23 protein-coding genes are annotated in these 21,528 nt (G+C 65.7%); 8 read left to right on the plus strand and 15 right to left on the minus strand.

The window, feature by feature from the left end:
• Positions 1 to 3: 3 nt before the first annotated feature.
• Positions 4 to 903 carry an NAD(P)-binding domain-containing protein gene (locus tag Q0O97_RS07230; RefSeq protein ID WP_294926700.1) on the minus strand — a complete coding sequence of 300 codons (900 nt, stop codon included), beginning with the start codon at positions 901 to 903 and terminating at the stop codon, positions 4 to 6.
• A 128-nt stretch (positions 904 to 1,031) separates the two neighbouring features.
• Between Q0O97_RS07230 and Q0O97_RS07235 the strand changes: the two genes are divergently transcribed.
• Both Q0O97_RS07235 and Q0O97_RS07240 read left to right on the plus strand, forming a co-directional pair.
• A complete protein-coding gene (locus Q0O97_RS07235) occupies positions 1,032 to 1,943 on the plus strand; it encodes a LysR family transcriptional regulator (RefSeq protein WP_294926702.1) in 912 nt (303 codons plus the stop codon).
• Between the two features lie 154 nt (positions 1,944 to 2,097).
• Positions 2,098 to 2,841 carry a sulfite exporter TauE/SafE family protein gene (locus tag Q0O97_RS07240; protein ID WP_294926704.1) on the plus strand — a complete coding sequence of 248 codons (744 nt, stop codon included), beginning with the start codon at positions 2,098 to 2,100 and terminating at the stop codon, positions 2,839 to 2,841.
• Between the two features lie 32 nt (positions 2,842 to 2,873).
• On the opposite strand, the gene Q0O97_RS07245 is transcribed toward Q0O97_RS07240, so the two are convergent.
• The 8 genes from Q0O97_RS07245 to Q0O97_RS07280 are packed head-to-tail and all read right to left on the minus strand — an operon-like array spanning position 2,874 to position 9,043.
• Positions 2,874 to 3,188: an NIPSNAP family protein gene (locus Q0O97_RS07245; RefSeq protein ID WP_294926706.1), complete on the minus strand. Its 315-nt coding sequence runs from the start codon at positions 3,186 to 3,188 to the stop codon at positions 2,874 to 2,876.
• A gap of 24 nt (positions 3,189 to 3,212) precedes the next feature.
• Positions 3,213 to 4,223 (minus strand): putative sulfate exporter family transporter, encoded by a 1,011-nt coding sequence (locus Q0O97_RS07250; RefSeq protein ID WP_294926708.1) that lies wholly within the window; start codon positions 4,221 to 4,223, stop codon positions 3,213 to 3,215.
• Entirely contained in the window at positions 4,220 to 4,888 is a 669-nt protein-coding gene (locus Q0O97_RS07255; protein WP_294926711.1) for a fumarate hydratase C-terminal domain-containing protein, read from the minus strand. Before Q0O97_RS07255 ends, Q0O97_RS07250 begins: the two co-directional genes overlap by 4 nt.
• The gene (locus Q0O97_RS07260) at positions 4,885 to 5,856 is read right to left on the minus strand and encodes a fumarate hydratase (RefSeq protein ID WP_294926713.1); all 972 of its coding nucleotides are present in this window, start codon (positions 5,854 to 5,856) and stop codon (positions 4,885 to 4,887) included. Before Q0O97_RS07260 ends, Q0O97_RS07255 begins: the two co-directional genes overlap by 4 nt.
• 21 nt (positions 5,857 to 5,877) lie before the next feature.
• Positions 5,878 to 7,632 (minus strand): FAD-binding protein, encoded by a 1,755-nt coding sequence (locus Q0O97_RS07265; RefSeq protein ID WP_294926809.1) that lies wholly within the window; start codon positions 7,630 to 7,632, stop codon positions 5,878 to 5,880.
• Between the two features lie 9 nt (positions 7,633 to 7,641).
• Positions 7,642 to 7,986 (minus strand): succinate dehydrogenase, cytochrome b556 subunit, encoded by a 345-nt coding sequence (gene sdhC, locus Q0O97_RS07270; RefSeq protein ID WP_294926715.1) that lies wholly within the window; start codon positions 7,984 to 7,986, stop codon positions 7,642 to 7,644.
• Positions 7,983 to 8,315 (minus strand): succinate dehydrogenase, encoded by a 333-nt coding sequence (locus Q0O97_RS07275; protein ID WP_366125246.1) that lies wholly within the window; start codon positions 8,313 to 8,315, stop codon positions 7,983 to 7,985. The genes sdhC and Q0O97_RS07275 overlap by 4 nt, the downstream gene beginning before the upstream one ends.
• On the minus strand, positions 8,315 to 9,043 hold the full coding sequence (locus tag Q0O97_RS07280; RefSeq protein ID WP_294926719.1) for a 2Fe-2S iron-sulfur cluster-binding protein: 729 nt from the start codon (positions 9,041 to 9,043) through the stop codon (positions 8,315 to 8,317). Before Q0O97_RS07280 ends, Q0O97_RS07275 begins: the two co-directional genes overlap by 1 nt.
• A 325-nt stretch (positions 9,044 to 9,368) precedes the next feature.
• Between Q0O97_RS07280 and Q0O97_RS07285 the strand changes: the two genes are divergently transcribed.
• The 3 genes from Q0O97_RS07285 to Q0O97_RS07295 all read left to right on the plus strand — a co-directional run bounded on the left by Q0O97_RS07285 (position 9,369) and on the right by Q0O97_RS07295 (position 12,114).
• The gene (locus Q0O97_RS07285) at positions 9,369 to 10,139 is read left to right on the plus strand and encodes an ABC transporter ATP-binding protein (RefSeq protein WP_294926721.1); all 771 of its coding nucleotides are present in this window, start codon (positions 9,369 to 9,371) and stop codon (positions 10,137 to 10,139) included.
• On the plus strand, positions 10,132 to 11,034 hold the full coding sequence (locus Q0O97_RS07290; protein ID WP_294926723.1) for an ABC transporter permease: 903 nt from the start codon (positions 10,132 to 10,134) through the stop codon (positions 11,032 to 11,034). Before Q0O97_RS07285 ends, Q0O97_RS07290 begins: the two co-directional genes overlap by 8 nt.
• A 75-nt stretch (positions 11,035 to 11,109) precedes the next feature.
• Positions 11,110 to 12,114: an ABC transporter substrate-binding protein gene (locus Q0O97_RS07295; protein WP_294926725.1), complete on the plus strand. Its 1,005-nt coding sequence runs from the start codon at positions 11,110 to 11,112 to the stop codon at positions 12,112 to 12,114.
• Positions 12,115 to 12,207: 93 nt separating this feature from the next.
• Here the strand turns inward: Q0O97_RS07295 and Q0O97_RS07300 are convergent, their stop codons facing one another.
• A complete protein-coding gene (locus Q0O97_RS07300; protein WP_294926727.1) occupies positions 12,208 to 12,945 on the minus strand; it encodes a GntR family transcriptional regulator in 738 nt (245 codons plus the stop codon).
• 283 nt (positions 12,946 to 13,228) lie between these two features.
• Here Q0O97_RS07300 and Q0O97_RS07305 point away from each other — a divergent pair, with 283 nt between their 5' ends.
• Genes Q0O97_RS07305 through Q0O97_RS07315 form a run of 3 tightly spaced genes read left to right on the plus strand, consistent with a single transcriptional unit; the run spans position 13,229 to position 16,195 of the window.
• Positions 13,229 to 14,209, plus strand: a complete 981-nt coding sequence (locus Q0O97_RS07305) for a tripartite tricarboxylate transporter substrate-binding protein (RefSeq protein ID WP_294926729.1) — start codon at positions 13,229 to 13,231, stop codon at positions 14,207 to 14,209.
• A 51-nt stretch (positions 14,210 to 14,260) separates the two neighbouring features.
• Positions 14,261 to 15,205: a hydroxyacid dehydrogenase gene (locus Q0O97_RS07310; RefSeq protein WP_294926731.1), complete on the plus strand. Its 945-nt coding sequence runs from the start codon at positions 14,261 to 14,263 to the stop codon at positions 15,203 to 15,205.
• A complete protein-coding gene (locus tag Q0O97_RS07315; protein ID WP_294926733.1) occupies positions 15,206 to 16,195 on the plus strand; it encodes an Ldh family oxidoreductase in 990 nt (329 codons plus the stop codon). It begins immediately after the preceding gene.
• Positions 16,196 to 16,249: 54 nt separating this feature from the next.
• Here Q0O97_RS07315 and Q0O97_RS07320 read toward each other — a convergent pair whose 3' ends face one another.
• From Q0O97_RS07320 to lgt, 5 genes are all read right to left on the minus strand, one after another.
• Positions 16,250 to 17,905, minus strand: coding sequence for a flotillin domain-containing protein (locus tag Q0O97_RS07320; protein ID WP_294926735.1), 1,656 nt, complete (start codon positions 17,903 to 17,905; stop codon positions 16,250 to 16,252).
• Between the two features lie 17 nt (positions 17,906 to 17,922).
• On the minus strand, positions 17,923 to 18,672 hold the full coding sequence (locus Q0O97_RS07325) for an OB-fold-containig protein (protein WP_294926737.1): 750 nt from the start codon (positions 18,670 to 18,672) through the stop codon (positions 17,923 to 17,925).
• A 140-nt stretch (positions 18,673 to 18,812) separates the two neighbouring features.
• The gene (gene pgeF, locus Q0O97_RS07330; protein ID WP_294926739.1) at positions 18,813 to 19,577 is read right to left on the minus strand and encodes a peptidoglycan editing factor PgeF; all 765 of its coding nucleotides are present in this window, start codon (positions 19,575 to 19,577) and stop codon (positions 18,813 to 18,815) included.
• Positions 19,561 to 20,622 carry an SAM-dependent methyltransferase gene (locus Q0O97_RS07335; protein WP_294926741.1) on the minus strand — a complete coding sequence of 354 codons (1,062 nt, stop codon included), beginning with the start codon at positions 20,620 to 20,622 and terminating at the stop codon, positions 19,561 to 19,563. Before Q0O97_RS07335 ends, pgeF begins: the two co-directional genes overlap by 17 nt.
• Entirely contained in the window at positions 20,619 to 21,500 is an 882-nt protein-coding gene (gene lgt, locus Q0O97_RS07340; protein WP_294926743.1) for a prolipoprotein diacylglyceryl transferase, read from the minus strand. The genes Q0O97_RS07335 and lgt overlap by 4 nt, the downstream gene beginning before the upstream one ends.
• Between the last annotated feature and the right edge of the window lie 28 nt (positions 21,501 to 21,528).

Raw genomic sequence — 21,528 nt, forward strand, 5'->3', positions numbered from 1 at the left:
TCCCTAGTCGTCGAAGGTCCTTGCCGGCAGCGCCGATCTGAGCCGCAGCGTTTCCAGAACGGCGGACCAATCCTTCGGCCCGAACCCATCCGCCCGCGACATGGCATAGACCTGGCTGGCCGCCGCCCCGACCCCAAGGGGAACGTCCAGCCCGGCGGCATATGCCAGCGCAAGGCCAAGATCCTTCGACGCCAGCGCCAACCCGAACTCGGGCGAGATATCCCCGCTGAAGATCTTGCGATCATAGGCGCCGGTCAGGAAACCCTTGCCCGCCGTGGTCCCGGCCAGGACCTTGACCGTGCGCATGACGTCAAGCCCGGCGGCCTCGGCAAAGGCCAGCGTCTCGGCGGTCAGCGCGTTCAGCACCGTGGACATGTAATTGTTGACCAGCTTGGTCCGCGTTCCCGCCCCTGCCGGTCCGCAATGGATCGTTTCACGGCCCACCGCGTCGAATACCGGCAAGGCCGCCTGGACATCCTGCGGATCGCCACCGGCAAGGATCAGCAACTGTCCGCGCTCGGCGAATTCCGAGGTTCCGCCGACGGGCGCATCCACCATGCGGATCCCCATCGCCGACAGGCGCCCGGCAATCGCGTCGGTCGCCTCGGGGGCGACCGTGCTCATGTCGATGTAAAGCGTGTCCCTTGCCATCGCATTCGCCACGCCGGGCGCAGCGAACAGCACTTCCTCGACATCCGGGCCGTTGGGCAGCATCGTCACGACGAAATCGCGGCCCTGGGCAGCCTCTGCCGCGCTGGCGGCGGCGTGTCCGCCTGCCCCGGCGATCCGGTCGACCGCCGCGGGGTCGAGATCGAAGGCCCACAGATCATGTCCGGCCTCGATCAGCTTGCGCGACATGGCGCTGCCCATGCGTCCAAGCCCGATGAACCCGATACTGGCCATTCGTTCCCCCTTTTGCCGAATGCAGCCTGGCAATCCTTGATCGAAAGACTGGCTAATTCAAATAAATAATACTTGCCGAAAGTGTAAGGGAAACTGCATGATTTTCGGGTTGGGGAAACGGGGCTGCCATGACGATTCGAATGCTCAGGACATTGATCGCGGTCGCCGATCACGGCACCTTCAGCGCGGCGGCGGATGCGGTTTTCGTCACCCATGCCGCCGTCAGCCAGCAGATGCGCGCGCTGGAGGCGGAATGGCAGGTCGCGATCTTCGACCGCTCGACCCGCACGCCGGAACTGACGCCCATCGGACGCGCCTTGCTGGCCAAGGCGCGCGAGGTGGTGCGCGCCTATGACGACATCGTGCCCTCGGTCCTTGGCGACGACGGGTTGAAGGGCGATTTCAGCCTTGGCGCGGTGCCCACGACCCTGACCGGACTGGTTCCCTTCGCGACCGCGATGCTGAAAGCGCAATGTCCCGAATTGCGCGTCGGGCTGTTTCCGGGCCTTTCCATCCCCCTGATCCATCAGGTCGAGCGGAATGCGCTGGACGGCGCGCTGATCTCCAAGCCCGACATGCTGCCGCGCGGTCTGATCTGGCACCCGGTCGCCGCCGAAAGGCTGGTCCTGATCTGTTCGCAAAAGGTTCGGGACGACGATCCGGTGCGGATACTCAAGGAACACCCCTTCATCCGGTTCTCGCGCGATGCCGTGGTCGGCTCGATCATCGAGAAATGGTTGCTGGCCAACAACATATCCGTAAGCGACAGTATGGAGCTGGCCGGGCTTGAGGCGATCTACAGCATGGCGCTGGCCGGATTGGGCGTCTCGATCGTGCCCGATTCCTGCGTCAGGATCGCCAGCCCGCCCGCCCTGCGCCGCATTCCACTGGCCCCCGAGGGCGGTCCCGCGCGGCACCTGGGGCTGGTCCAGCGCAAGGACAGCACGAAAAGCCGCGTCATCCGCGAGATCGCCCGCGCGATGGAGCGCGCGGTCGAAGTGGGAACCTTCTCGCCCGAAACCATCGACCGGATCGCCTGAGCGCCGCAGCAGCGGACGGGCTTGCGATTGCCGCCGAACAGGGGCAATGTAAAGATTACATGAATATTATAATAAAAACTTCATGTTCATGTAAGAAAATCTGTCGCCCCCCGGCGCATTCACCCCCTTCGAGATATGGAAGAGGCGAAACGACATGACAGCGGAATTCGTCGCGGTGCTTCTTGCCGGTGCATTTGCCGGAGGCTTCATCAACGGTCTGGCGGGATTCGGCACCGCGCTGCTTTCGCTGGGGCTGTGGTTGCAGATCATGCCGCCGCCGCAGGCCGTGGCGGTCGTGGTCGTCATGTCGGTGGTCAGCGGGTTGCAAGGGCTGTGGACCGTGCGGCGCGAAATCCGCGACCGTCCGGGCAGGCTGGCGCTGTTCCTGCTGCCGGGGCTGATCGGGCTGCCGCTGGGGGTCACGCTGCTGAACGTGATCAGCGCGACGGCGCTGAAGCTGACGATCGCCGGTTTCATGGTCGCCTATGGCGGGTTCTTCACCCTGCGCCGCTCATTGCCGCATTTCGACAGGCCGACGCCCGCCATCGATGGCGGGATCGGCTTTCTGGGCGGCGTCCTGGGCGGTGCGGCCTCGCTGTCGGGGGCGCTGCCGACGATGTGGTGCGCCATGCGCCCCTGGCCCAAGGGCGAAACCCGCGCGGTGCTGCAACCCTATAACGTGGGCATCCTGGGCGGGGCCATCGTGCTGTTCGCCTTGCAGGGCCTTTACGACCGCGAAACCCTGCTGCTGGTCGCGCTGGCCCTGCCGGGCACGGTGATCGGCGCACAACTAGGCATCGCGCTCTTTCACCGGCTGAGCGATTCGCAATTCCGCCGCCTGCTGATTCTGGTGATGTTCGCCTCGGGCATGGCGCTGGCGCTGCGCGAGATGTTCTGAAAAGGGCGGATCACCCGCCCCTCCGGCAGGCTTCAAGCCGGTTTGAAGAAAGGTGCGGGGATCAGGATCTTGTTCTCGATATGATCGACCAGCGGGCGCATCTGGACCGCATAGGCCTGCCATTCCTCGGATGCCTGCAACGCCTTGCGGCGGGTCCAGCGGTCGTCCATGCTGTCATAGCCCCACATGTGGACGACCTGGTTCAGCGGCCCGATATCGGTGAAGTAATAGCCGACCATATTGCCCAGGATGCGGGTCTGCACGGCCAGCCCTTCCTCTTGGTATAGCTTCAGGAATTTGGGGACATTTCCGTTCTTCAGCGTGTAGATCCGCATGTCGATGAACATCGCGATGCTCCTTTCGGGGGGGCGTCAGATATCAAGCAGGTGAATGGCGCATAGCGCGAAAACCGCCAGCAGCACGGTCAGGCCGCAAACGATGGCGATGGCGCCGCCGCCGACCTCGCCCAGCTTTTTCAGCGAGGTCTTCATGCCAAGCGCGGCGATGGCCGTGATCAGGCACCAGCGCGACAGTTCCAGCAGGATCGCGGTCGCCTGCGCCGGGATGATATCGGCGCTGCCGAGCAGCACCAGCGCGGCGAAGCCGATCACGAAGAACGGGATCGGCAGCGCGCCGCCCTGCCCCGCCGTGCGGCTTTTGAAGATGAGCGACAGGGCGACCACGACCGGCACCAGCAAAGCCACGCGCAGCAGCTTGACGAAGGTTGCCGCCGCGCCCGCCTCGTCCGAGACCGAATAGCCTGCGCCGACCACCTGCGCCACGTCATGGATCGTCGCGCCGAAGAACACGCCCATCGCGTGGTCGGACAGGCCAAGCGCCGCGCCGATGATCGGATAGAGGATCATCGCCAGCGTCGAAAGCGCGGTGACGGCGATGACGGTAAAGATCGTGTCGCGCTCGTGGTTCGCATCGGTCTTGGGCAGGACCGAGGAAATCGCCAGCGCCGCCGAGGCGCCGCAGATCGCCACCGCGCCGCCGGTCAGCAGCCCGAAGGGCAGCGAACGGCCCAGCATCCGCGCTAGCACCACCCCCGCCCCGACCGTCAGCGCGACCCCGGCGAAGGTCACGACCACCACCCCGATCCCGGCCGATGCGATCTGCTGCACCGTGATCCCCAGCCCCAGCAGCGCCACCCCGAAGCGCAGCAGCTTTCTGGCGGCGAATTCAATGCCTGGTTCCGCCGCCGATCCGGCTTCGGCAAGGAAAGTCAAGGCCATGCCCAGCAGCAGCGCCATCAGCATCACGGGCGCGCCGTAATGTTCCGAGATGAACTTCGCCGCCAGCGCCACCGTGACCGCCGAGACCAGCCCCGGAAACAGCAGCCGCAGGGTGCCGGGCATCGAGACGGCAAGCTGTCTCATCCGATCAATTCGTCCCGGCGGTCGTCGGTCTCGCCGAAGCGTTTCAGAACGGCGGGCCTGGTGCCTTCGTAGACGCGGGCCAGGTTCTCGGCGATCTTGGCGTTCTCGCGCTCGAACAGGCAGTTGCCTTCAAGGTCCGAGGCCACCAGGAACGGTCCCATCCGGTTGCAGCGGATCACCCACATCGCCTGGGCAAGGCCCAGTTCCTCGTTCCAATGCACGGCCTCGACATTCTCGACCCCGCGGCCCAGCAGCGCGCCGGTGCCATAGCCCACGGTGGACAGGTAGACCGCGCCGTTCGGGACAAAATATTCCTTGTAGTCCCTGGACGACATGCCGCCCTTGCCGATGATCAGCTTGGCGCCGGTCCTGGCCATCCATTCGGGCAGCCACTTGGCAAAGCGAAAGCTGGCGGTGGCGGTCACTGCGCCCATGTCGAAGCTGCCGTCCTCGCGGATCGTGGCGGCGGGCGAGCAATGGAAATTCGCCGCGCTTTGCGAGGGCAGCTCCATCGGGATATTGGCCTGGTCTTCCAGCGCGCGCATATAGACGCCTTCGCGCGCGGTATACATCAGCCCGTTCAGATAAACGATGTCGCCCAGGCGCAGGGCGGCGATTTCCTCGGGCGTGGGGGTGGTGGACAGGATGACTTCACGCGGTTTCATTCGGCGGCCTCCGTGGTGGCAGGCTGTTGGGTCACATCCCAGCCCACGGTCTCGCGGCGTTGATAGGGGGTGAACCAGTCGGGATCGGTGCGATGCTCGACCCGCCCATCGGGGAAGATGCGGGCCACGGCGCGGCGCGAGGACAGGCAGAAAGCATGAACCGACATCTGCATGCCGCCGGTATGGCAATATCCGACCTCGATATGGGTATCGATCACCATGTTCTTGCCGACAAAGCCCATCGCGCCCATGCCGATCGAGTTGCCCAGCTCCTTGAACTCTTCCTCAAGCGCGGCGATGCGCGGGTCGCTGTTGCGGTCGCCCACCGTGCGCAGGCAGGCGGCGCGCTTGCCCAGCACCATGCAACTGTCCTTGCAGCCGCCCAGGCCGATGCCGATGATCGCCGGCTGGCAGGCCAGCCCGCGCTTGCCAAAGGCCACGAGGCTGTCCAGATAGAACCGCTTGATCCCCTGAATCCCGTCCGAGGGGAACAGCATCCGGTAATCGGTCCCGAACAGCCCGCCCTTGTGGACGGTAATCAGGTCGATCCATTCGCCGCCCGGTTCATAGCCATATTCGATTTCCGGCGCGCCGATGCCGACGTTGTTGTCATGGTCGGTGCGCCACAGCGGATGCACCCGGTTGGGGCGCAGGGGCACGCCGTTCGTGGCGCTGGCGGTGGCGCGGCGCAAGGCCTCCTCCAGCGCGACGGGGCCGCCTTCGATGCGGGTGTCGTTGCCCATCTTGACATACCAGCGCGGGGTGCCGGTATCGCCGCACATGGCGCGGCGGTCCTGCTTGGCGGCCTCGTAATTCTCGAGCATCGCCTGCAAGACGAAAGAGGACAGGTCGCCGTCCTCGGTCTTTGCGGCGGCTTGCAGCCCTTGCAGGTAATCCTCGGGGATCTCGATGGCGGCCTTGGCCATCAGATCCTCGGCGGTGGACTGGATCAGGTTGATCGGTATCACGTTCGCTTCCTTCCTGATTGGCTATTGCGCGGCGACCAGCGTTTCGGGTTCATGCGCGGGCAGGATCGTCTCGCCCGGCCGGACGATGGTGAAGGCGACCTGTTCGCGGCTCAGCACCAGGTCATCGCCGCTTTTCCGCGCGAGGGTGAAATACGAAGTCTCAAGATCGCCGCTTTCGGGGAAATCCTCGCGGTAATGCGCCCCGCGAGAGTTCTCACGCAATTCGCCCGCCTTTGCTATGACCTCGGACACCTCAACCAGCGAAGCCATGTTCAGCCAGTCATGCCAAGTGAGATTAAAGGCCAGATTGGCCGGATCGACACCGGTTTCCATCAACTCGTCGCGGATCTCGGCGATGCGCTTCTGGCCGCGCTGCAAGCCGGGGCCGGTGCGCATGACGCCGACATCTTCCCACATCGCTTCCTGCAACTTGTGGCGCAGCGGCTGGATCGGCGCGGCGGGGCGCGAAAAGGGATGGCAGGCGCGTTCGATCTCGGCGGCCAGCACGGCCTTATCGGGATCGCGCAGCGACATGCGGCGCACATCCATGCCCATCACATCGCCCGCGATACCGCCAAAGACGGTCGAGTTCGCCACGCCATTGCCGCCCAGCCGGTTCGAGCCATGCGCGCCGCCCGCATCCTCGCCCGCGACATACAGCCCCTCCATCCCGGTGCGGGTGTCGGGATCGACCACCACGCCGCCCATGAAGTAATGCGCGGTCGGCACCACCTCCACCTTGCCCGCCGCCAGATCGAAGCCGCTGTCGGCACAACGCTTGACCATGCCCGCGAATTTGCGGCGCACATTATCCGGCCCGAGATGGCCCATCGAGATGAACATGCCGACCTGGCTGGGGTCGTTCATCTTGCGCATCTCGGCATAGATGCCGCGGCTGACCACATCGCGCGTGGCCCGTTCGCCCCGCGCGTCATAATCGAACATGAAGCGGTCGCCGCGCGCATTCAGCAACTGTCCGCCCGCACCACGCAGACCCTCTTCCAGAACGGTGCCGGTCATGCGGGTATGGTCGCCCGCCAACAGGCCGGTGGGGTGGAACTGCACCATCTCCATATCGCGCAGCGGCAGGCCGATGCGCAGGGCCATCGCCAGCCCGTCCATCGTCTTGTCGCCCGAGGGCGTATGATACTTGTACATGGTCGGGCCGCCGCCCGTGCCCATCATCACGCATTTGGCGCGGACAAAGCGGAAGCGGCCCGTGCGCATGTCGATGAACAGCACCCCCGACAGCGCCGTGCCGTCGGCGGTCGGGATCAGCCCGATGGCGCGGTGTTCCTGCAATTTGGCGATGGGACGGGCCAGCACCTGCTCCATCAAGCGGCTGATGATCTCGATGCCGGTCAGGTCGCCCTTGTGGACGGTGCGGTCGGCGGTCTGGCCGGCGAATGCCTTCTGGTGCAGCGTGCCGTCGGGGTTGCGGTCGAAGAAACAGCCGACCTCGTTTTCCAATTCGCGGATGCGGACCACGGCCTGCTCGCACAGCCGCCAGGCCATGTCCTGGTTGGGCAGCCATTTTCCGCCGTTGATCGTGTCCATGAAGTGGCGCTCGACCGTGTCGCCGCCGCCAAGCGCGACGTTATAGCCGCCCTGCACCATGCGCGTGCAGCCGCATTTGCCGATCAGTCCCTTGACGGCCAGCGTGATCCGGGTGCCCGGCGGCGCGCTTTGCTGGGCGTGCAGCGCAGCGAACAGCCCCGCCCCGCCCGAGCCGAGGATCAGGATGTCGGTCTCATCCCGTTCGATGTCGAATTTCAATGGCATGGTTCACACCGCCCGCAGAAGAAAGGTTGCAGAGATCAGGAAGGCGCCCGCCACCGCCCCGGCGGCCAGGCTTTTCTGGCGCGGCGACCAGGGCAGGAACTCCAGCGCCAAGAGGCGCAGCCCACCGAAGAAATGCACCGCCAGCAGAAAGACCAGCCCGAATTCCGCCAGCTTCACCAACGGGTTGTCGGCAAGGCTAAGGAAGTGGTCGAGTTGCCGGGGTCGCGTCAGCGCCAGCGACAGCATGTAGAAATGCGCGGGCAGGAACAGCGCCAGTGCCAGGCCCGACAGGCGATGCAGCATATAGGCCAGCCACAGCGGATGCCTGCGATGCGGCCTGACCATCATGGCATGGTCACGGCCAGAACGGCGCGTGCCCCCATGAACAGCAAGGCGGCGCCCGTGCCCCAGGTAAAGACCTCAAGCCAGCGCCCCGCGAGGCCGGTGACCTCATGCACGATCACCCGCAACCCGATGGCGGCGTGGATCGAGACGGCGACGACGAAAGCGCCGTAGAACAGGAACCAGGCGATGCTGCCCTGCGTGCGGGACAGGATCTCGGCGCTGCTCAGCCCGCCCTGGATGGCATAGATCATGACGGCCAGATGCCCCAGAACCAGCGGCCCCATGACCATCGCGCTCAGCCGCTGCGCCATGTAGTAACGAAGATCAAGCATCATCCCCTCCCCTTCAGGAACGACCGCGCGGCGGCGCGCTTCAGCCCGGCGATGGCGCTCAGCGGGTCCAGCTCATTGGGGCAAAAGCGCGTGCAACTGCCCTGCGAATGGCAGTTCATGCAGCCGCCGGTGCCGGTGACGGCATCAAGGACGGACTGCCGGTCCTGAACCTTGACGTCGTTATACAGCGTCCAGGCGCGTTGCAGCGCCGCCGGACCGAGGTAATCGGGATTGCCCGCCACCGTGTCGCAGGCCGCATAGCAGACCGAGCAGTTGATGCATTCGATCGCCGTATTCGCGACGACGCGGCCCGGATCGTCGGGGCTGACCTCTTGAATCGGTTCCTCGCGCGTTCGGCTGGGCTTGTGGACGCCGCCCGCCTTGACCCATTTGTCGAAGAACGGGTCCATGTCCGCCACCAGGTCCTTGATCACCGGCAGATTCCGCAGGGGACCGATCTGCAACCTGCCATCCGCCAGCACGCGCTTGACATGCGTCCGGCAGGTCCAGCGCGGCTGGCCGTTGACCATCATCGCGCAAGAGCCGCACATGCCGACACGGCAGGCATAGCGGTAGGTCAGCGACGGATCGACCGCCTGCTGGATCCAGCTTACGACATCAAGCACGGTCTGGTTGTCATGGGCAGGCACGGAAAAGGTCTGGTAGGCGCCCCGATCCCCCGATCCGCGCCAGACCGCAACCTCCATTGTCTTTGCATTCTCGCTCACAGCGCATCCTGTTGGCTCAGTTCACGGGCCAAGTTTATTCACCAAAATATCTAACATAAAGGAACTAATTCTAAATTATATTGTAAATTATACTAACAGTTTATCCGCATGGATTCGTAAATCCAACTTACGATAAACATAAGAATTAATCAGTTTGAGGCAGTAAAATTTGCAAATAGACTGCCCGCAACAGGGCAGCATCTTGCCCTGACTGGCTTGCGCAAGGAGGAAAGCGCGGGATCCGGTATCCGCCTCCCGCAAGGGGGTCCAGCATCACGGCGGCCCGGAAAACGGGACGCGCGCCAGAAAACCATAGGGAGGAGACATGCAGCATCAGGATCCGCTGCTTGCCGTTCGGGGCGTCACGTTGCAATACAAGACGCCCCATCACCTGATAACGGCAACCTATCGCGTCAGCTTCGATGTCCAACAGGGTGACCGCTTCATCCTGCTGGGTCCGTCGGGTTGCGGCAAATCCACGCTTCAGAAGGCCGTCGGGGGCTATATCACGCCCACCGAGGGGGACATGACGCTGAAGGGCCGCAAGATCACCCAGCCCGGTCCCGACCGGATGATGGTGTTCCAGGAATTCGACCAGCTTCTGCCGTGGAAGACCGTCAAGCAGAACGTGGCCTTCGCCCTGCAAAACGCCAAGCGCATGTCCCGCCGGCAGGCCGAGGAAAAGGCGATGGAATATGTCGAAAAGGTGGGCCTGGGCAAGTTCGCCGACAGCCATCCGCATATGCTGTCGGGCGGCATGAAGCAGCGCGTCGCCATCGCCCGCGGCATGGCGATGGAGCCGGACATCCTGCTGATGGACGAACCCTTTGCCGCGCTGGACGCCCTGACCCGGCGCAAGATGCAGGACGAATTGCTGAAACTGTGGGACGACACGCGCTTCACCGTGCTGTTCGTCACCCATTCCATCGCCGAGGCGATCAAGATCGGCAACCGCATCCTGCTGCTGTCGCCCCATCCGGGCCGGGTCAAGGCCGAGTTGAACAGCACCACCGACCCGCGCGAGGCCGCCGAGCTGGAGCGCCACATCCACCAGATGCTTTTCGCCCACGAACCCGAGGAGATGGAGCATGCCTGAAGCGACCGCCCGCGTCCTGCCCCTGCGCAACGGCGCCACCACCGAGCGCCCCGAGATCTATCACGACGATGTCGAGGGCGGCGAGTTGACGATCATCGAACAGCCGCTTTCCACCTTCGAGACCTTCTATCGCGAACCCTGGCTGCGCAAGCTGTTCATTCTGGTCGTGCTGGCCTGTATCTGGGAAATCTATGGCCGGGTGCTGAACAACGACCTGCTGTTTCCGACCTTCACCGCCACGGCGGGCGCGTTCTTCGGCGCGCTGATGAACGGCACCCTGCCCTCGGCGGCGTGGGTTTCGCTCAAGGTCCTGGTCACGGGTTATGTCATCGGCATCGCGCTGGCAGCCGCGCTGACCGCACTGGCGATGGCGTCGCGGATCGGGACCGACTTCCTGGAAACCATGACCTCGATGTTCAACCCGCTGCCCGCCATCGCACTCTTGCCGCTGGCGCTGATCTGGTTCGGGCTTGGCAATGCCAGCCTGGTCTTCGTGCTGGTCCATTCGGTCACCTGGGCCATCGCGCTGAACACGCATTCGGGTTTTCTCAGCGTCAGCAAGACACTGAAGATGGTCGGACGGAACTATGGCCTGAAGGGATTCGGCTTCATCACCAAGGTCCTGATTCCGGCGGCATTCCCCAGCATCCTGACCGGCCTCAAGATCGGCTGGGCCTTTGCCTGGCGGACCCTGATCGCGGCGGAACTGGTCTTCGGCGTCAGTTCCGGCTCGGGCGGTCTTGGCTGGTTCATCTTTGAGAACAAGAACCTGCTGGACATCCCCAAGGTCTTCGCGGGTCTGCTGACCGTCATCGTCATCGGGCTGGTGGTCGAAAACCTGATCTTCCGCACCATCGAGCGCTGCACGATCCAGCGCTGGGGCGTGCAGCACTGAAATCGCGGCCCGTCCCGATGGGGCGGGCCTGTTTGCCACGGAACGGGAAACCGTGGCTTTCGGGAGGAAAAAAGAATGAACAACTTCAAGCTGTCCGTCGCCCTTGGCGCGGCTTTGTCGGTCTTCGGGGCGCTGCCCTCGATCGCCGAAACCGTCAATGTCCGGCTGGCCCGCCAGTTCGGCATCGGCTACATGCCCCTGACGCTGGTGCAGGAACAGGGCCTGCTGGAAAAGCACGCGCAAGAGGCCGGTGTGGACGTCACCACCGAATGGCTGCGCTTCACCGGCGGATCGGGCATGAACGAGGCGCTGCTTTCGGGCAACCTGGACATCGCGGCGGGCGGCACGACGCCCATGCTGACGATCTGGGCGCGCACGCAGAACAACCTGGGGATCAAGGGGTTGGCCGCGCTTTCCTCGATGCCCTTGCACCTGGTCACGACGAATCCCGAGGTCGAATCCATCGCCGACTTCTCGCGCGGGGACAAGATCGCGCTGCCGGCGGTCAAGACCTCGATCCAGGCCATCACCCTGCAAATGGCGGCCGAGAAATATCTGGGCGAAGGCAGGCACGCCGATCTTGACGCCTTCACCGTTTCGATGGGCCATCCCGACGCGCAACTTGCCCTGATGGGCGGCCAATCCGAGATCAACGCGCATTTCGGATCACCCCCCTTCCAGAACCTTGAAATAAAGGATCCGCGCGCGCGGAAGGTCCTGGACAGCTACGACGTTCTGGACGGTCCCCATACCTTCACCGTCATCTGGGCCAAGAACGACTTTGTAGAAGGCAATCCCGAAATCGTCGCCGCGCTGATGGCCGCGCTTGAGGAAAGCATCAGTTTCATCCAGGAAAACCCCGAGGAAGCCGCGCGCATCTGGGCCGCTGCCGAAAGCACCAACCTGACGCATGAGGAAATCGTGGCCCTGATCCAGGACCCGCAAACCAGGTGGACGACCACGCCCCAGCGCCTGCTGCCCTATGTGAACTACATGGCCCGCGTCGGCCTGATCACCCAGGACACCGACGACTGGCGCGACCTGTTCTTCGACACCGTCAGGGACAGCGACGGAAGCTGAACGCGCTCGCCGGTCGGCCTTGCCGTGATCGCGGCAAGGCAAGGCCCCGGAAAGCCCGCGTTGCTGCGGGCTTTCCCCATCCCGGCACCGGCCTCAGCGCAGATCGACGCTGTAGTGAAAGCTTTCGGTCGCGCATCTGCTGATCCGCAATTCGACGGGCCGGTCTTCCAGCGAATAGGCGATGCGGCTGATTTGCAGCACTGGCGCACCGGGGGCAAGCGACAGCAGTTCGGCCTCGCGGGCACTGGCGTCGACGGCCTTGAGCCGCTCGGTCGAACGCATGATCACCACCCCGAAACTGACCGCGAAAAGACCGTAGAGGTTGTTGGGCAGTTCCATCCCCTGCAATGCGCCGAAAATATCGGCGGGAAGGATGACCGTCTCGACGATGGCGGGCATTCCGCCGATCGACCGCAGCCTTTCGATGCGGATGACCTGCGCGGCGGGCGCAAGACCCAGGGCCTTCTGCTCTTCGACGCTGGCCGGAAAGGTGCCGGTGGACAGGATGGCGCTGTCGGGGAACTTCTGCTCGCCCGCATCGGGCGTAAGGCGAAAGAACTGGAACATGATGCGTTCATCGTCATGGCGCGCAACGAAGGTGCCCCGCCCCTGCTTGCGCACGACCAGGTTTTCAGCCGCCATCGCGTCCAGCGCCTTGCGCACCGTGCCCTGGCTGACGCCAAGCTCGGCGGCAAGCTGCATCTCGCTTGGCAGGATGTCGCCGGGCGCCCAGACCCCGTCCACCAGCCGGCGCAGCAGCTTTTCGCGCACCTGCACATAAAGTGGCCGCAGGCCGAGACCCGTCGTTTCATCCGCCCTGGCTGTCGTCATGCTGTCCTGCCCCTTGTTGCCCTTGCAATCTAGGCGCTTGGCGCGCCGGTGAGAAGAGGCTTGACTATTATATAAGATATAAGATAGCTATTATATGATGAAAGATCCGGTCCGGGCGGGGAAACGCCTTCCCTGTCCGTCGTGAAAATCCCTGACCCCTTTCCACCCACAAGTCCGGGGCCTTCTTCACCGACCGGGACCGCAGGCACGACAGCAAGGCCGCGCGGGCATCGAGGAGGAATGCCCGCGCAGCCCGATCACGGCCAACCACTGGGAGGAAAACATGATTTCAAGACTTCAATCCGCGGCACTCGCCTTGATCGGCGCTGGCGCACTGGCTGCGCCGGTGCTTGCCCAGGACTATCCGACGCAGCCAGTCACCATCGTCGTGCCTTTTTCGGCGGGCGGGCCAAGCGACACCGTGGCCAGGGTCATCGCCCATTCGATGGGGCGCGAGATGGGCCAGCAGGTCCTGGTGCAGAACGTCGGCGGTGCGGGTGGAACGCTTGGCTCGGCGCAGGTCGCACATGCGGCGCCCGATGGGTATAACCTGCTGATCAACCATATCGCGATGGCGGTTTCCGGCGCGCTTTATGCCAACCTGCCCTATTCCACGACCCAGGACTTCACCCCCATCGGCCTGGCTACCGACGCGCCGATGGTGATCACCGGCAGGCCCGGCCTCGGGGCCGACAGCATCGAGGAACTGCTGGACCTGATCCGCGCGGAAGGCGAGGCCATGACCATCGCGCATGGCGGCATCGGCGGTGCGGCGCATCTGTGCGGAATGCTGATCCAGGAATCCCTGGGCATCGAGATGATCACCGTCCCCTATCAGGGAACCGGCCCCGCGATGACCGACCTGATGGGCAACCAGGTGGATGTCATGTGCGATCAGGCGACAACCACCGTTTCGCCCATTCGCAATGGCAGCATCAAGGCCTATGCGGTGACCTCGCAGGAACGTATCGACAGCCTGCCCGACCTGCCCACCACCGCCGAGGCGGATATCGCAGCCGTTCAGATCGGCGTCTGGCACGGCCTTTACGGTCCCGCCGGAATGGATGAAGCGGTGGTCACCAGGCTGGAGACCGCGTTGCAGACCGCCCTTCAGGATCCCGATGTGATCGCGCGGCTGGCGGATATCGGCACCGTCCCCATGCCCATCGAACAGGCCAATCCCGAAGGGCTGCGCCAGATGCTGGAAGCGCAGATCGCCCTGTGGGAGCCGATCATCGACCGGGCGGGCATCTTCGCGCAATAATCGCCACGCATATCGCAGCCACCCGCGCCCCCAATAACGGAGGAGACCAGTTTGAAGGCAGTCGTATCGGAATTCATGGAAGAGGACATCCTGCGCGACGGGCTGGCGTCCTGGGATATCGTCTATCGCCCCGAACTGGTGGACGACCGGCAGGGGCTGCTCGATGCCCTTGCCGAGGCCGATGCCCTGATCGTCAGGAACCGCACGCAGGTCAACGCGGAACTGCTGGCCCGCGCGCCCCGGCTGCGTGTCGTGGGCCGGTTGGGCGTGGGTCTGGACAATATCGACCTCGCCGCCTGCAAGGCCGCCGGTGTCGCGGTCTGTCCGGCGACGGGGGCGAATGACGTCTCGGTCGCCGAATATGTCATCGGCGCGGCGATGGTGCTGCTGCGGGGCGTCTTCGCGACCCCCTCGCGGCTGGCCGGGGGCGATTGGGCGCGAAATGCGCTGATGAACGGGCGCGAGATACAGGGCAAGCGGCTGGGACTGGTCGGCTTCGGCTCGATCGCGCGGGAAACGGCGGCGCGCGGGCTGGCGATGGGGATGCGCGTCGCGGCCCACGACCCGTTCGTGGCGGCGGACGATCCGGCCTGGACGACGCCGCTTGGCCGCGTCGAACCGGCCAGCCTTGACCAGATCGTGGGGCAAAGCGACGTGATCTCGCTGCATGTTCCGCTGACCGATGCGACCCGCCACCTGATCGGGACCAAGGCCATCGCCGCGATGAAAAAGGACGCGATCCTGATCAACGCCGCGCGCGGCGGGGTCGTGGACGAATCCGCACTGGCGCAGGCGCTGGCCGCAGGCAGGCTTGGCGGCGCGGCGCTGGACGTGTTCGAGACCGAGCCGCTGCCCGCCGATCAGGCCGCGGGTTTCGCGGGGCTGCCCAACGTCATCCTGACCCCGCATATCGCCGGGCTGAGCCGGGAATCGAACCACCGCGTTTCTCAGGTCACCGTCGCCTCGGTGCGCGCGCATCTGACGGGGGACGTTTAGATGACCCGGTTGTCATTGCAGGACGCCCAGGACCTCGCCAGCGCCGCACTGATCCGCAACGGCGCGGCGGCGCCTGTCGCGCAAAGCGTGGCGGGCGCGCTGGTGCGGGCCGAGGCGGACGGCTTCAAGGGGCACGGGCTGGGGCGGTTGCCGTCCTATATCGCGCAGTTGCGGGCGGGCAAGGTCAACGCCTCGGCCAATATCCGGCCCTCGCGCCCCCGTCCCGGCGCCCTGCTGGTCGATGCCGATCACGGTTTCGCCTATCCGGCGCTGGACCTCGCGGTCGGCGAACTGCCCGACATGGCGCGGGCGCAGGGCATCGCCTGCGCCGCCATCGCCCGCTCGCATCATTGCGGCGCGGCGGGACTGTTCGTCGAGGCGCTGGCCCGGCAGGGGCTGATCGCGCTGCTGTTCGCCAATACCCCCGCCGCGATGGCGCCCTGGGGCGGCAATCGCGCGGTCCTTGGCACCAACCCCATCGCCTTCGCCTGCCCCCGCAGCGCCGAGGACCCCATCGTCATCGACATGGCCCTGTCCAAGGTCGCACGCGGCAATATCGCCGCCGCGGCCAGGCGCGGCGAGGTAATTCCATCGGATTGGGCCTTCGACAGCAACGGGCAGCCGACGACCGACGCCAAACGCGCCCTGCAAGGCACGATGGCGCCCCTTGGCGATGCCAAGGGCATCGCGCTGGCGCTGATGGTCGAACTGCTCGCCGCGGGCATGACCGGCTCGAACTACGCGGCCGAGGCGTCCTCGTTCCTGGATGCCGAAGGCACACCGCCGGGCACCGGGCAATTCCTCATCGCCATCGACCCGCTGGCGTTCTCGCCCGGCACCCCCGACCGCTTCGCCGTCCTGGCGCAGGCCATCGAAGGGCAGGAAGGGGCAAGGCTGCCCGGTGCAAGGCGTTTCGCCATGCGCGCCGAGGCCGAGAGGCGGGGCATCATGGTGAACGGTGATCTGCTGAACGAAATCGCCGCGCTGTGATCCACGGCGGGGGGTCGGGCAGAGCCATGACTGCGCCGCCCGGTCCCCACCGGATCAGGCAGGGCGTTCGGGTTCGCGCATTTCCCGGCCGGGTCCGTCCTCGGGCAGGTCGAGACCCGAGGCGATGTCACCGATCGAGCCATCGAATTTCATCCCCAGTTCATCCCCGATCTGCTTGAGGATCGGCATCGCCACCGCATTGGTGCGCATTCCGCTGAACAGGCTGTCCATCACCCCGTCGCCGGTCTTGTCGGCAGCCGAGCCCCCGGTCAGCCCGCCCACGCCCGTGACCTGATGGACGCGGAAGGATTCGATATGGCGCGCAGGCTCGACCATCGCCGAGATGATGGCGGGCAGCGCCTCGATCTTGGCCAGCCGCTCCTTATGGGCCATGACCTCGGGCGAGATGCGGTTTTCGGCCTCGACCCGCGCGGCGATGGCGTCGGCCTCGGCCTGGCCCTTGTCGCGGATGGCGGCGGCAGAAATCTTGATCGCCTGCGCGTCGGCCTCGGCCTTGGCGATCACGGCGGCGGCCTGGTCCTCGGCGGCTTCGCGTTCGACCCGCGCCTGGACGCGCAGGGCGGTGGCGCGCTGCTCGGCCTCTTGCTCGGCGACCATGACCGCAACGTCCTTTTCGCGTTCTGCCACGGCAAGGATGCGCGCGGTGTTCACGCCCTCGGCAGCGGCGATGGCCTTGGCGCGCGCCTCGGCGGCGGCGGCTTCGGCCTGGCTTTGCCGTTCCGAACTGATCGCGACTTCGGCGGCCTTCAACTGCTCGGCCAGTTCGATGGACTGCTGGCTGGCGATGTCGGCGGCGCGGATCTGCTTGTCGCTTTCGATCTCGTTCTCGCGCACGGCGCGCTCGCGCTCGATCCGCGCCCTTTCGCGGGCAAGCGCGGTTTCCTCGGCAATCTTGGCCTCTTCCCGCTCGGTATTGGCGGTCATATTGGCGACTTCCAACCGCTGCGACTGGGTCGCGTCATGTTCCTCGCGCTCGACCTGAAGGCGGCGGACCCGGTTTTCCTTCTGGGTCCGGGCGATCTCCAGCGCGGCCTCTTCCTCGATGGCGACGCGGGCCTTGCGCTGTTCCTCGACCGTGGCGGCGCGGGCGCGCAGGCCGGTGATGTCGAAAGAGTTGTTTTCGTCCAGCCGCGACAGCGGGGTTTCGTCCAGCTTGGTCAGCGCGACGCTTTCCAGTTCAAGGCCGTTGGGCTCCAGGTCCTTATTCAGCGTCTGCTGGACCTTCTGCACGAAATCCGCGCGCGAGCGGTGCAGTTCGATCAGGTCCATGCCGGCGGTGATGGCGCGCATGGTGTCCTGCACCTTGCCCTCCAGCAGGCTGCGGATCGCCGCGACGTCATTGGTGTTCTGGCCAAGCGATTGCGCCGCCGCCGCGATGGCCTGCGCGTTCGAGCCGACGCGGATGAAGAACTGCGCCTCGGCATCGACCCGGCGGCTGTCCTTGGTGATCAGCCCCTCGCCGCCGTTCACGGTGATGGTCATGGTCTTCATGTTCACGCGCAAGAGGTCGTGCAGCCCCGGAACCACCAGGACCCCGCCGCCCGTCACGACCTTCAGCCCACCGACGCCGGTGCGCACCAGCGCGGTTTCGGGGTTCGATTTCTTGTAGAGCCGGACAAGGACCATGCCCGAGGCCAGCAGCGCGACCAGCAGGATCAGCGCAGGAAGAAGAATGCCGAGATAGGCCATATGCTATGCCTTTCCTTTCAATAACTTGCAAGTTGGTTGGGCCCTTCCGTCCGCGCGACGATGCGGGGTTGCATCTGCCGGGTGCGGACAAGAAGAACCTTCGTGCCCTCGGGGATCGCATCGGTTTCGCGGAAGGGTTCGGCCATGATGTTGTGCATGGTGCCGTAAAGGTCATACCAGCGGACCTGCGCGGGATAACCGGCGCGGGCGGTGCCGGTCACGACAACGCCGTAGCGGCCGTTGTAGGTCTTGGCGGAAATGGCCTGGCTTTCAAAGGTCGGGATCAGGCGCGACAGCCAGCGCGTCATGCCCCCCGCCATGCGCAGGCCGGGGATCAGGACGATCAGCAGCGCCACCACCCCCGGCAGCATGAAGCCCAGCAGGCTGTCCAGCGCGGCTTGCAGGGCGAAGCCAAGGGCGCACACGCAGGCCGACATGCACGACAGCGCCACCAGCAGCGGGCCGTTGCCGATCCCGATGCTGGACAGGATGGCGCGGCGGCGCGACGGGCGGGGGCGCAACATTTCAGCGCGTTCGTCGCGGGGCAGGTCGAGGCTCGCGATCTCATCGGCGCTGAACAGGTCCAGATCGGCGGGCTGGATGCCCGACTCCATCCCCTCGGCGTCCAGGTCGAAATCGGCGCCTTCGCCATCATCGCCGCTGGACAGGCCAAGGACCATCAGCAGCACCTCGAACAGTGCCAGGACCAGCGTGATGCCCGCGATGATGCTGAAGGGTCTGAGTTCCGCGCCCAGAAAGATCTCCATTCAGAAAAGCCTTTCGATTCCCGGTCGGTCAGATCGCCGCCGAACCCCGATCCGGTCGTCCTGCGGAAGCAGCGGGGACGGCATCGCCCCGTTCATGGCGCGATCACGCCAGCGGCGCAAGATGCCGAAGCGACCGGCCTTCAAAGCACGATGGCCGAGATCAGCCGTCCGTAATCGGCGGCCCCTTCATGGGTCGCACGGCGATAGGAAAAGAACCGCTGCGGGTCCGAATAGGTGCAATGCCCGATCCATTCGGCTTCGACCCCTGCATCGCGCAGGCGCATCAGGCCGTAGGACGGCAGGTCGAACATGGGCCGCCCGTTCGGCCCGCCCGTGAAAAAGCGGTGCCAGTCGGGGTCCTCGGCCAGGAATTCGTCCATGAAATCCTCGCCCACCTCATAGACCCGCTGGCTGATCGTGGGACCGATGACGGCGCGGATGCGGGTCGCGCCAAGGTCCTGCATGGCGCCGACGGTGGCCTCGATCACGCCGCTCAGCGCGCCTTTCCAGCCGGCATGGGCCGCGCCGATGACGCCGGCCTGCGCGTCGGCCAGCAGGATCGGCTGGCAATCGGCGGTCAGCACGGCCAGCGCGCGGCCCGGCACGTTGGTCACGATCGCGTCCGCGGGGCGGCTGGCCAACTGGGCGGGATCGTCGCCTTCGGTCACGGTCACGACATCGGCGGAATGGGTCTGGTTGACGGTGACCAGCGCGCCCGGGGCCACGCCCATCGCCTCGGCCACGCGGGCGCGGTTGATCGCCACGATCTCGGCCTGGTCGCTGGACCCGCGCCCGCAGTTCAGCCCCGCGAACAGGCCCGAACTTGCCCCGCCCTTGCGCGTGAAGAACCCGTGACGGACGGGGGAAAGCAGGTTCTGGGTCAGGATCTCAATCGTGGTCTGCATGAGCGTCCAGGGGTTCGAATCCGGGCGGCGGGACTGCCTGGCGCGGCCAGATCGCCAGCGCCTTGAACAACTGTCCCATTTCTTCGGCGTGGGTCAAGCGGTGAAGCGCCCCAGCCGCGCCGCCGTCCCCCGCCGCGCCAAGCCTTGCCGCCCGCCCGGCCATGCCAAGCGACAGAAGCCACGGCCCTTGCGCGACCAACCTGGACGCCTGCGCGCCCGCCGCGATGGCCGCGCGGGCAAGGGGCGCGAAATCGACATGCGCGGTCAGGTCGACCTGTCCGGGATGGGCCAGCACATCCTCGGGGCGGTGATTGCGCAGGGCCTGGAAGGTGTCGCCCGCGCCGTCCCATCCGCCATAGTCGATCACCAGCGCGCAGCCGCCGAAACGCGCGATCAGGCTGGCGATCCGGGTCATGATGGGGGCGGCGGCGGGGCAGATTTCGCGCACATCGCCCAGTTGGCCAGGCAGGTCCAGAGGCTGCGGCGCGGCAAGGCCAAGGGTCAGATCGCCCGCGGGGTCGATGCCCACGATCCGCTCGGCCCAGCCTTCGGGCTGGCGCTGGAACTGGCGAATGGGCAGGGCGTCGAAGAATTCGTTCGCGACAAGGAAAAGGGGCGCATCCGGCAAGCTGCCGACATCATCCAGATGCAGGGCCTGCCCCAGCCTGTCGCGCTGGATGCCGCGCAGATGGGCCGATGCCTCGACCAGCGTTACGCGGGCGGCATCCAACATCCCCGGAACGATTCGGATCGCGCGCAGGATGTCGGCCATCAGCGTGCCGCGCCCCGGCCCGACCTCGGCCAGCGTGAAGGGGGTGGGCGCGCCCTGATCCAGCCACGCCTGCGCCAGCGCAAGGCCGACCATCTCGCCGAACATCTGGCTGATTTCCGGCGCGGTGGTGAAATCGCCCGATGCGCCGAAAGGGTCGCGCGTGGCGTAATAGCCGTGCTGCGGATGCAGCAGGCAAAGCTGCATGTATTCGTCCAGCCGCATCGGTCCGCCTGCGCGGATACGGGCCGCGATCAGGCGTCCAAGCGCAGTCACGGCCCGACCGCTGGCCGCCGCAACGCAAGGGCAACAAAGGCCAGCCCGACCAGCACCATCGGCAGCGACAGAAGCTGGCCCATCGTCACGCCCCAGACCGGGCCGCCGATGACATGGCCCAGCGGGTTGTCGGCCGTGATGAAGCGGGCATCGGCCTGGCGGAAGAACTCGACCACGAAACGCGAAAGCCCGTAACCGGCGACAAAGACGCCAAGCGCCAGGCCCGGACGGCGCAGCCCCCCCGCGCGCACGATGGCCAGCAGGACCAGCAGCAGCAGGACGCCCTCCAGCGCGGCCTCGTAAAGCTGGCTGGGGTGGCGGGCGCAGAGGCCGGTGACGCCGGGGCAGAACTGCGCGGCCTGACCGGGAAAGACCACGCCCCAGGGCAGGTCGGTGGGACGGCCCCACAGTTCGGCGTTGATGAAGTTCGCGACCCGGCCCAGCCCAAGCCCTACCGGCGTCGCCACCGCCAGCGCATCGGCCAGGCGCAGGGTCGCGATGCCGTTGCGGCGGCAGAATATCCAGGACGCGATCACCACGCCAAGGAAACCGCCGTGAAAGGACATGCCGCCCTGATCGATGCGGATGATCTGGCCCGGATTGGCCAGATAGGTCGCGGGTTCGTAAAACAGCACGAAGCCAAGCCGCCCGCCGACGATGACGCCGCCGATCACCCATGTCAGCAGTTCCTCGGCCTTGCCCGGCGCCATCGGCGCGGTGCCGCCCCAAAGATGCGGGCGGCGCATCAGCGCGGCGATGATCCACCAGCCGACCAGCAACCCGACCAGATAGGCCAGCGCATACCAGCGCAGCGACAAGGCCGTGCCGAAGATGTGGATCGTGAAAATTTCGGGCGAAATCTCGGGGAAGGGGATCATGGCGCGCCTTGGTTTTCGGTTTTCCGGT

The sequence above is a fragment of the uncultured Paracoccus sp. genome (assembly GCF_945915435.1).
GTDB lineage: Bacteria > Pseudomonadota > Alphaproteobacteria > Rhodobacterales > Rhodobacteraceae > Paracoccus.

What these genes read in the sequence shown, in the direction of transcription:
- Q0O97_RS07230 (WP_294926700.1), bottom strand. Translation starts at nt 903, where the DNA reads ATGGCCAGTATCGGGTTCATCGGGCTTGGACGCATGGGCAGCGCCATG.
- Q0O97_RS07235 (WP_294926702.1), top strand. Translation starts at nt 1,032, where the DNA reads ATGACGATTCGAATGCTCAGGACATTGATCGCGGTCGCCGATCACGGC.
- Q0O97_RS07240 (WP_294926704.1), top strand. Translation starts at nt 2,098, where the DNA reads ATGACAGCGGAATTCGTCGCGGTGCTTCTTGCCGGTGCATTTGCCGGA.
- Q0O97_RS07245 (WP_294926706.1), bottom strand. Translation starts at nt 3,188, where the DNA reads ATGTTCATCGACATGCGGATCTACACGCTGAAGAACGGAAATGTCCCC.
- Q0O97_RS07250 (WP_294926708.1), bottom strand. Translation starts at nt 4,223, where the DNA reads ATGAGACAGCTTGCCGTCTCGATGCCCGGCACCCTGCGGCTGCTGTTT.
- Q0O97_RS07255 (WP_294926711.1), bottom strand. Translation starts at nt 4,888, where the DNA reads ATGAAACCGCGTGAAGTCATCCTGTCCACCACCCCCACGCCCGAGGAA.
- sdhC (WP_294926715.1), bottom strand. Translation starts at nt 7,986, where the DNA reads ATGATGGTCAGGCCGCATCGCAGGCATCCGCTGTGGCTGGCCTATATG.
- Q0O97_RS07275 (WP_366125246.1), bottom strand. Translation starts at nt 8,315, where the DNA reads ATGCTTGATCTTCGTTACTACATGGCGCAGCGGCTGAGCGCGATGGTC.
- Q0O97_RS07285 (WP_294926721.1), top strand. Translation starts at nt 9,369, where the DNA reads ATGCAGCATCAGGATCCGCTGCTTGCCGTTCGGGGCGTCACGTTGCAA.
- Q0O97_RS07290 (WP_294926723.1), top strand. Translation starts at nt 10,132, where the DNA reads ATGCCTGAAGCGACCGCCCGCGTCCTGCCCCTGCGCAACGGCGCCACC.
- Q0O97_RS07295 (WP_294926725.1), top strand. Translation starts at nt 11,110, where the DNA reads ATGAACAACTTCAAGCTGTCCGTCGCCCTTGGCGCGGCTTTGTCGGTC.
- Q0O97_RS07300 (WP_294926727.1), bottom strand. Translation starts at nt 12,945, where the DNA reads ATGACGACAGCCAGGGCGGATGAAACGACGGGTCTCGGCCTGCGGCCA.
- Q0O97_RS07305 (WP_294926729.1), top strand. Translation starts at nt 13,229, where the DNA reads ATGATTTCAAGACTTCAATCCGCGGCACTCGCCTTGATCGGCGCTGGC.
- Q0O97_RS07315 (WP_294926733.1), top strand. Translation starts at nt 15,206, where the DNA reads ATGACCCGGTTGTCATTGCAGGACGCCCAGGACCTCGCCAGCGCCGCA.
- Q0O97_RS07320 (WP_294926735.1), bottom strand. Translation starts at nt 17,905, where the DNA reads ATGGCCTATCTCGGCATTCTTCTTCCTGCGCTGATCCTGCTGGTCGCG.
- Q0O97_RS07325 (WP_294926737.1), bottom strand. Translation starts at nt 18,672, where the DNA reads ATGGAGATCTTTCTGGGCGCGGAACTCAGACCCTTCAGCATCATCGCG.
- pgeF (WP_294926739.1), bottom strand. Translation starts at nt 19,577, where the DNA reads ATGCAGACCACGATTGAGATCCTGACCCAGAACCTGCTTTCCCCCGTC.
- lgt (WP_294926743.1), bottom strand. Translation starts at nt 21,500, where the DNA reads ATGATCCCCTTCCCCGAGATTTCGCCCGAAATTTTCACGATCCACATC.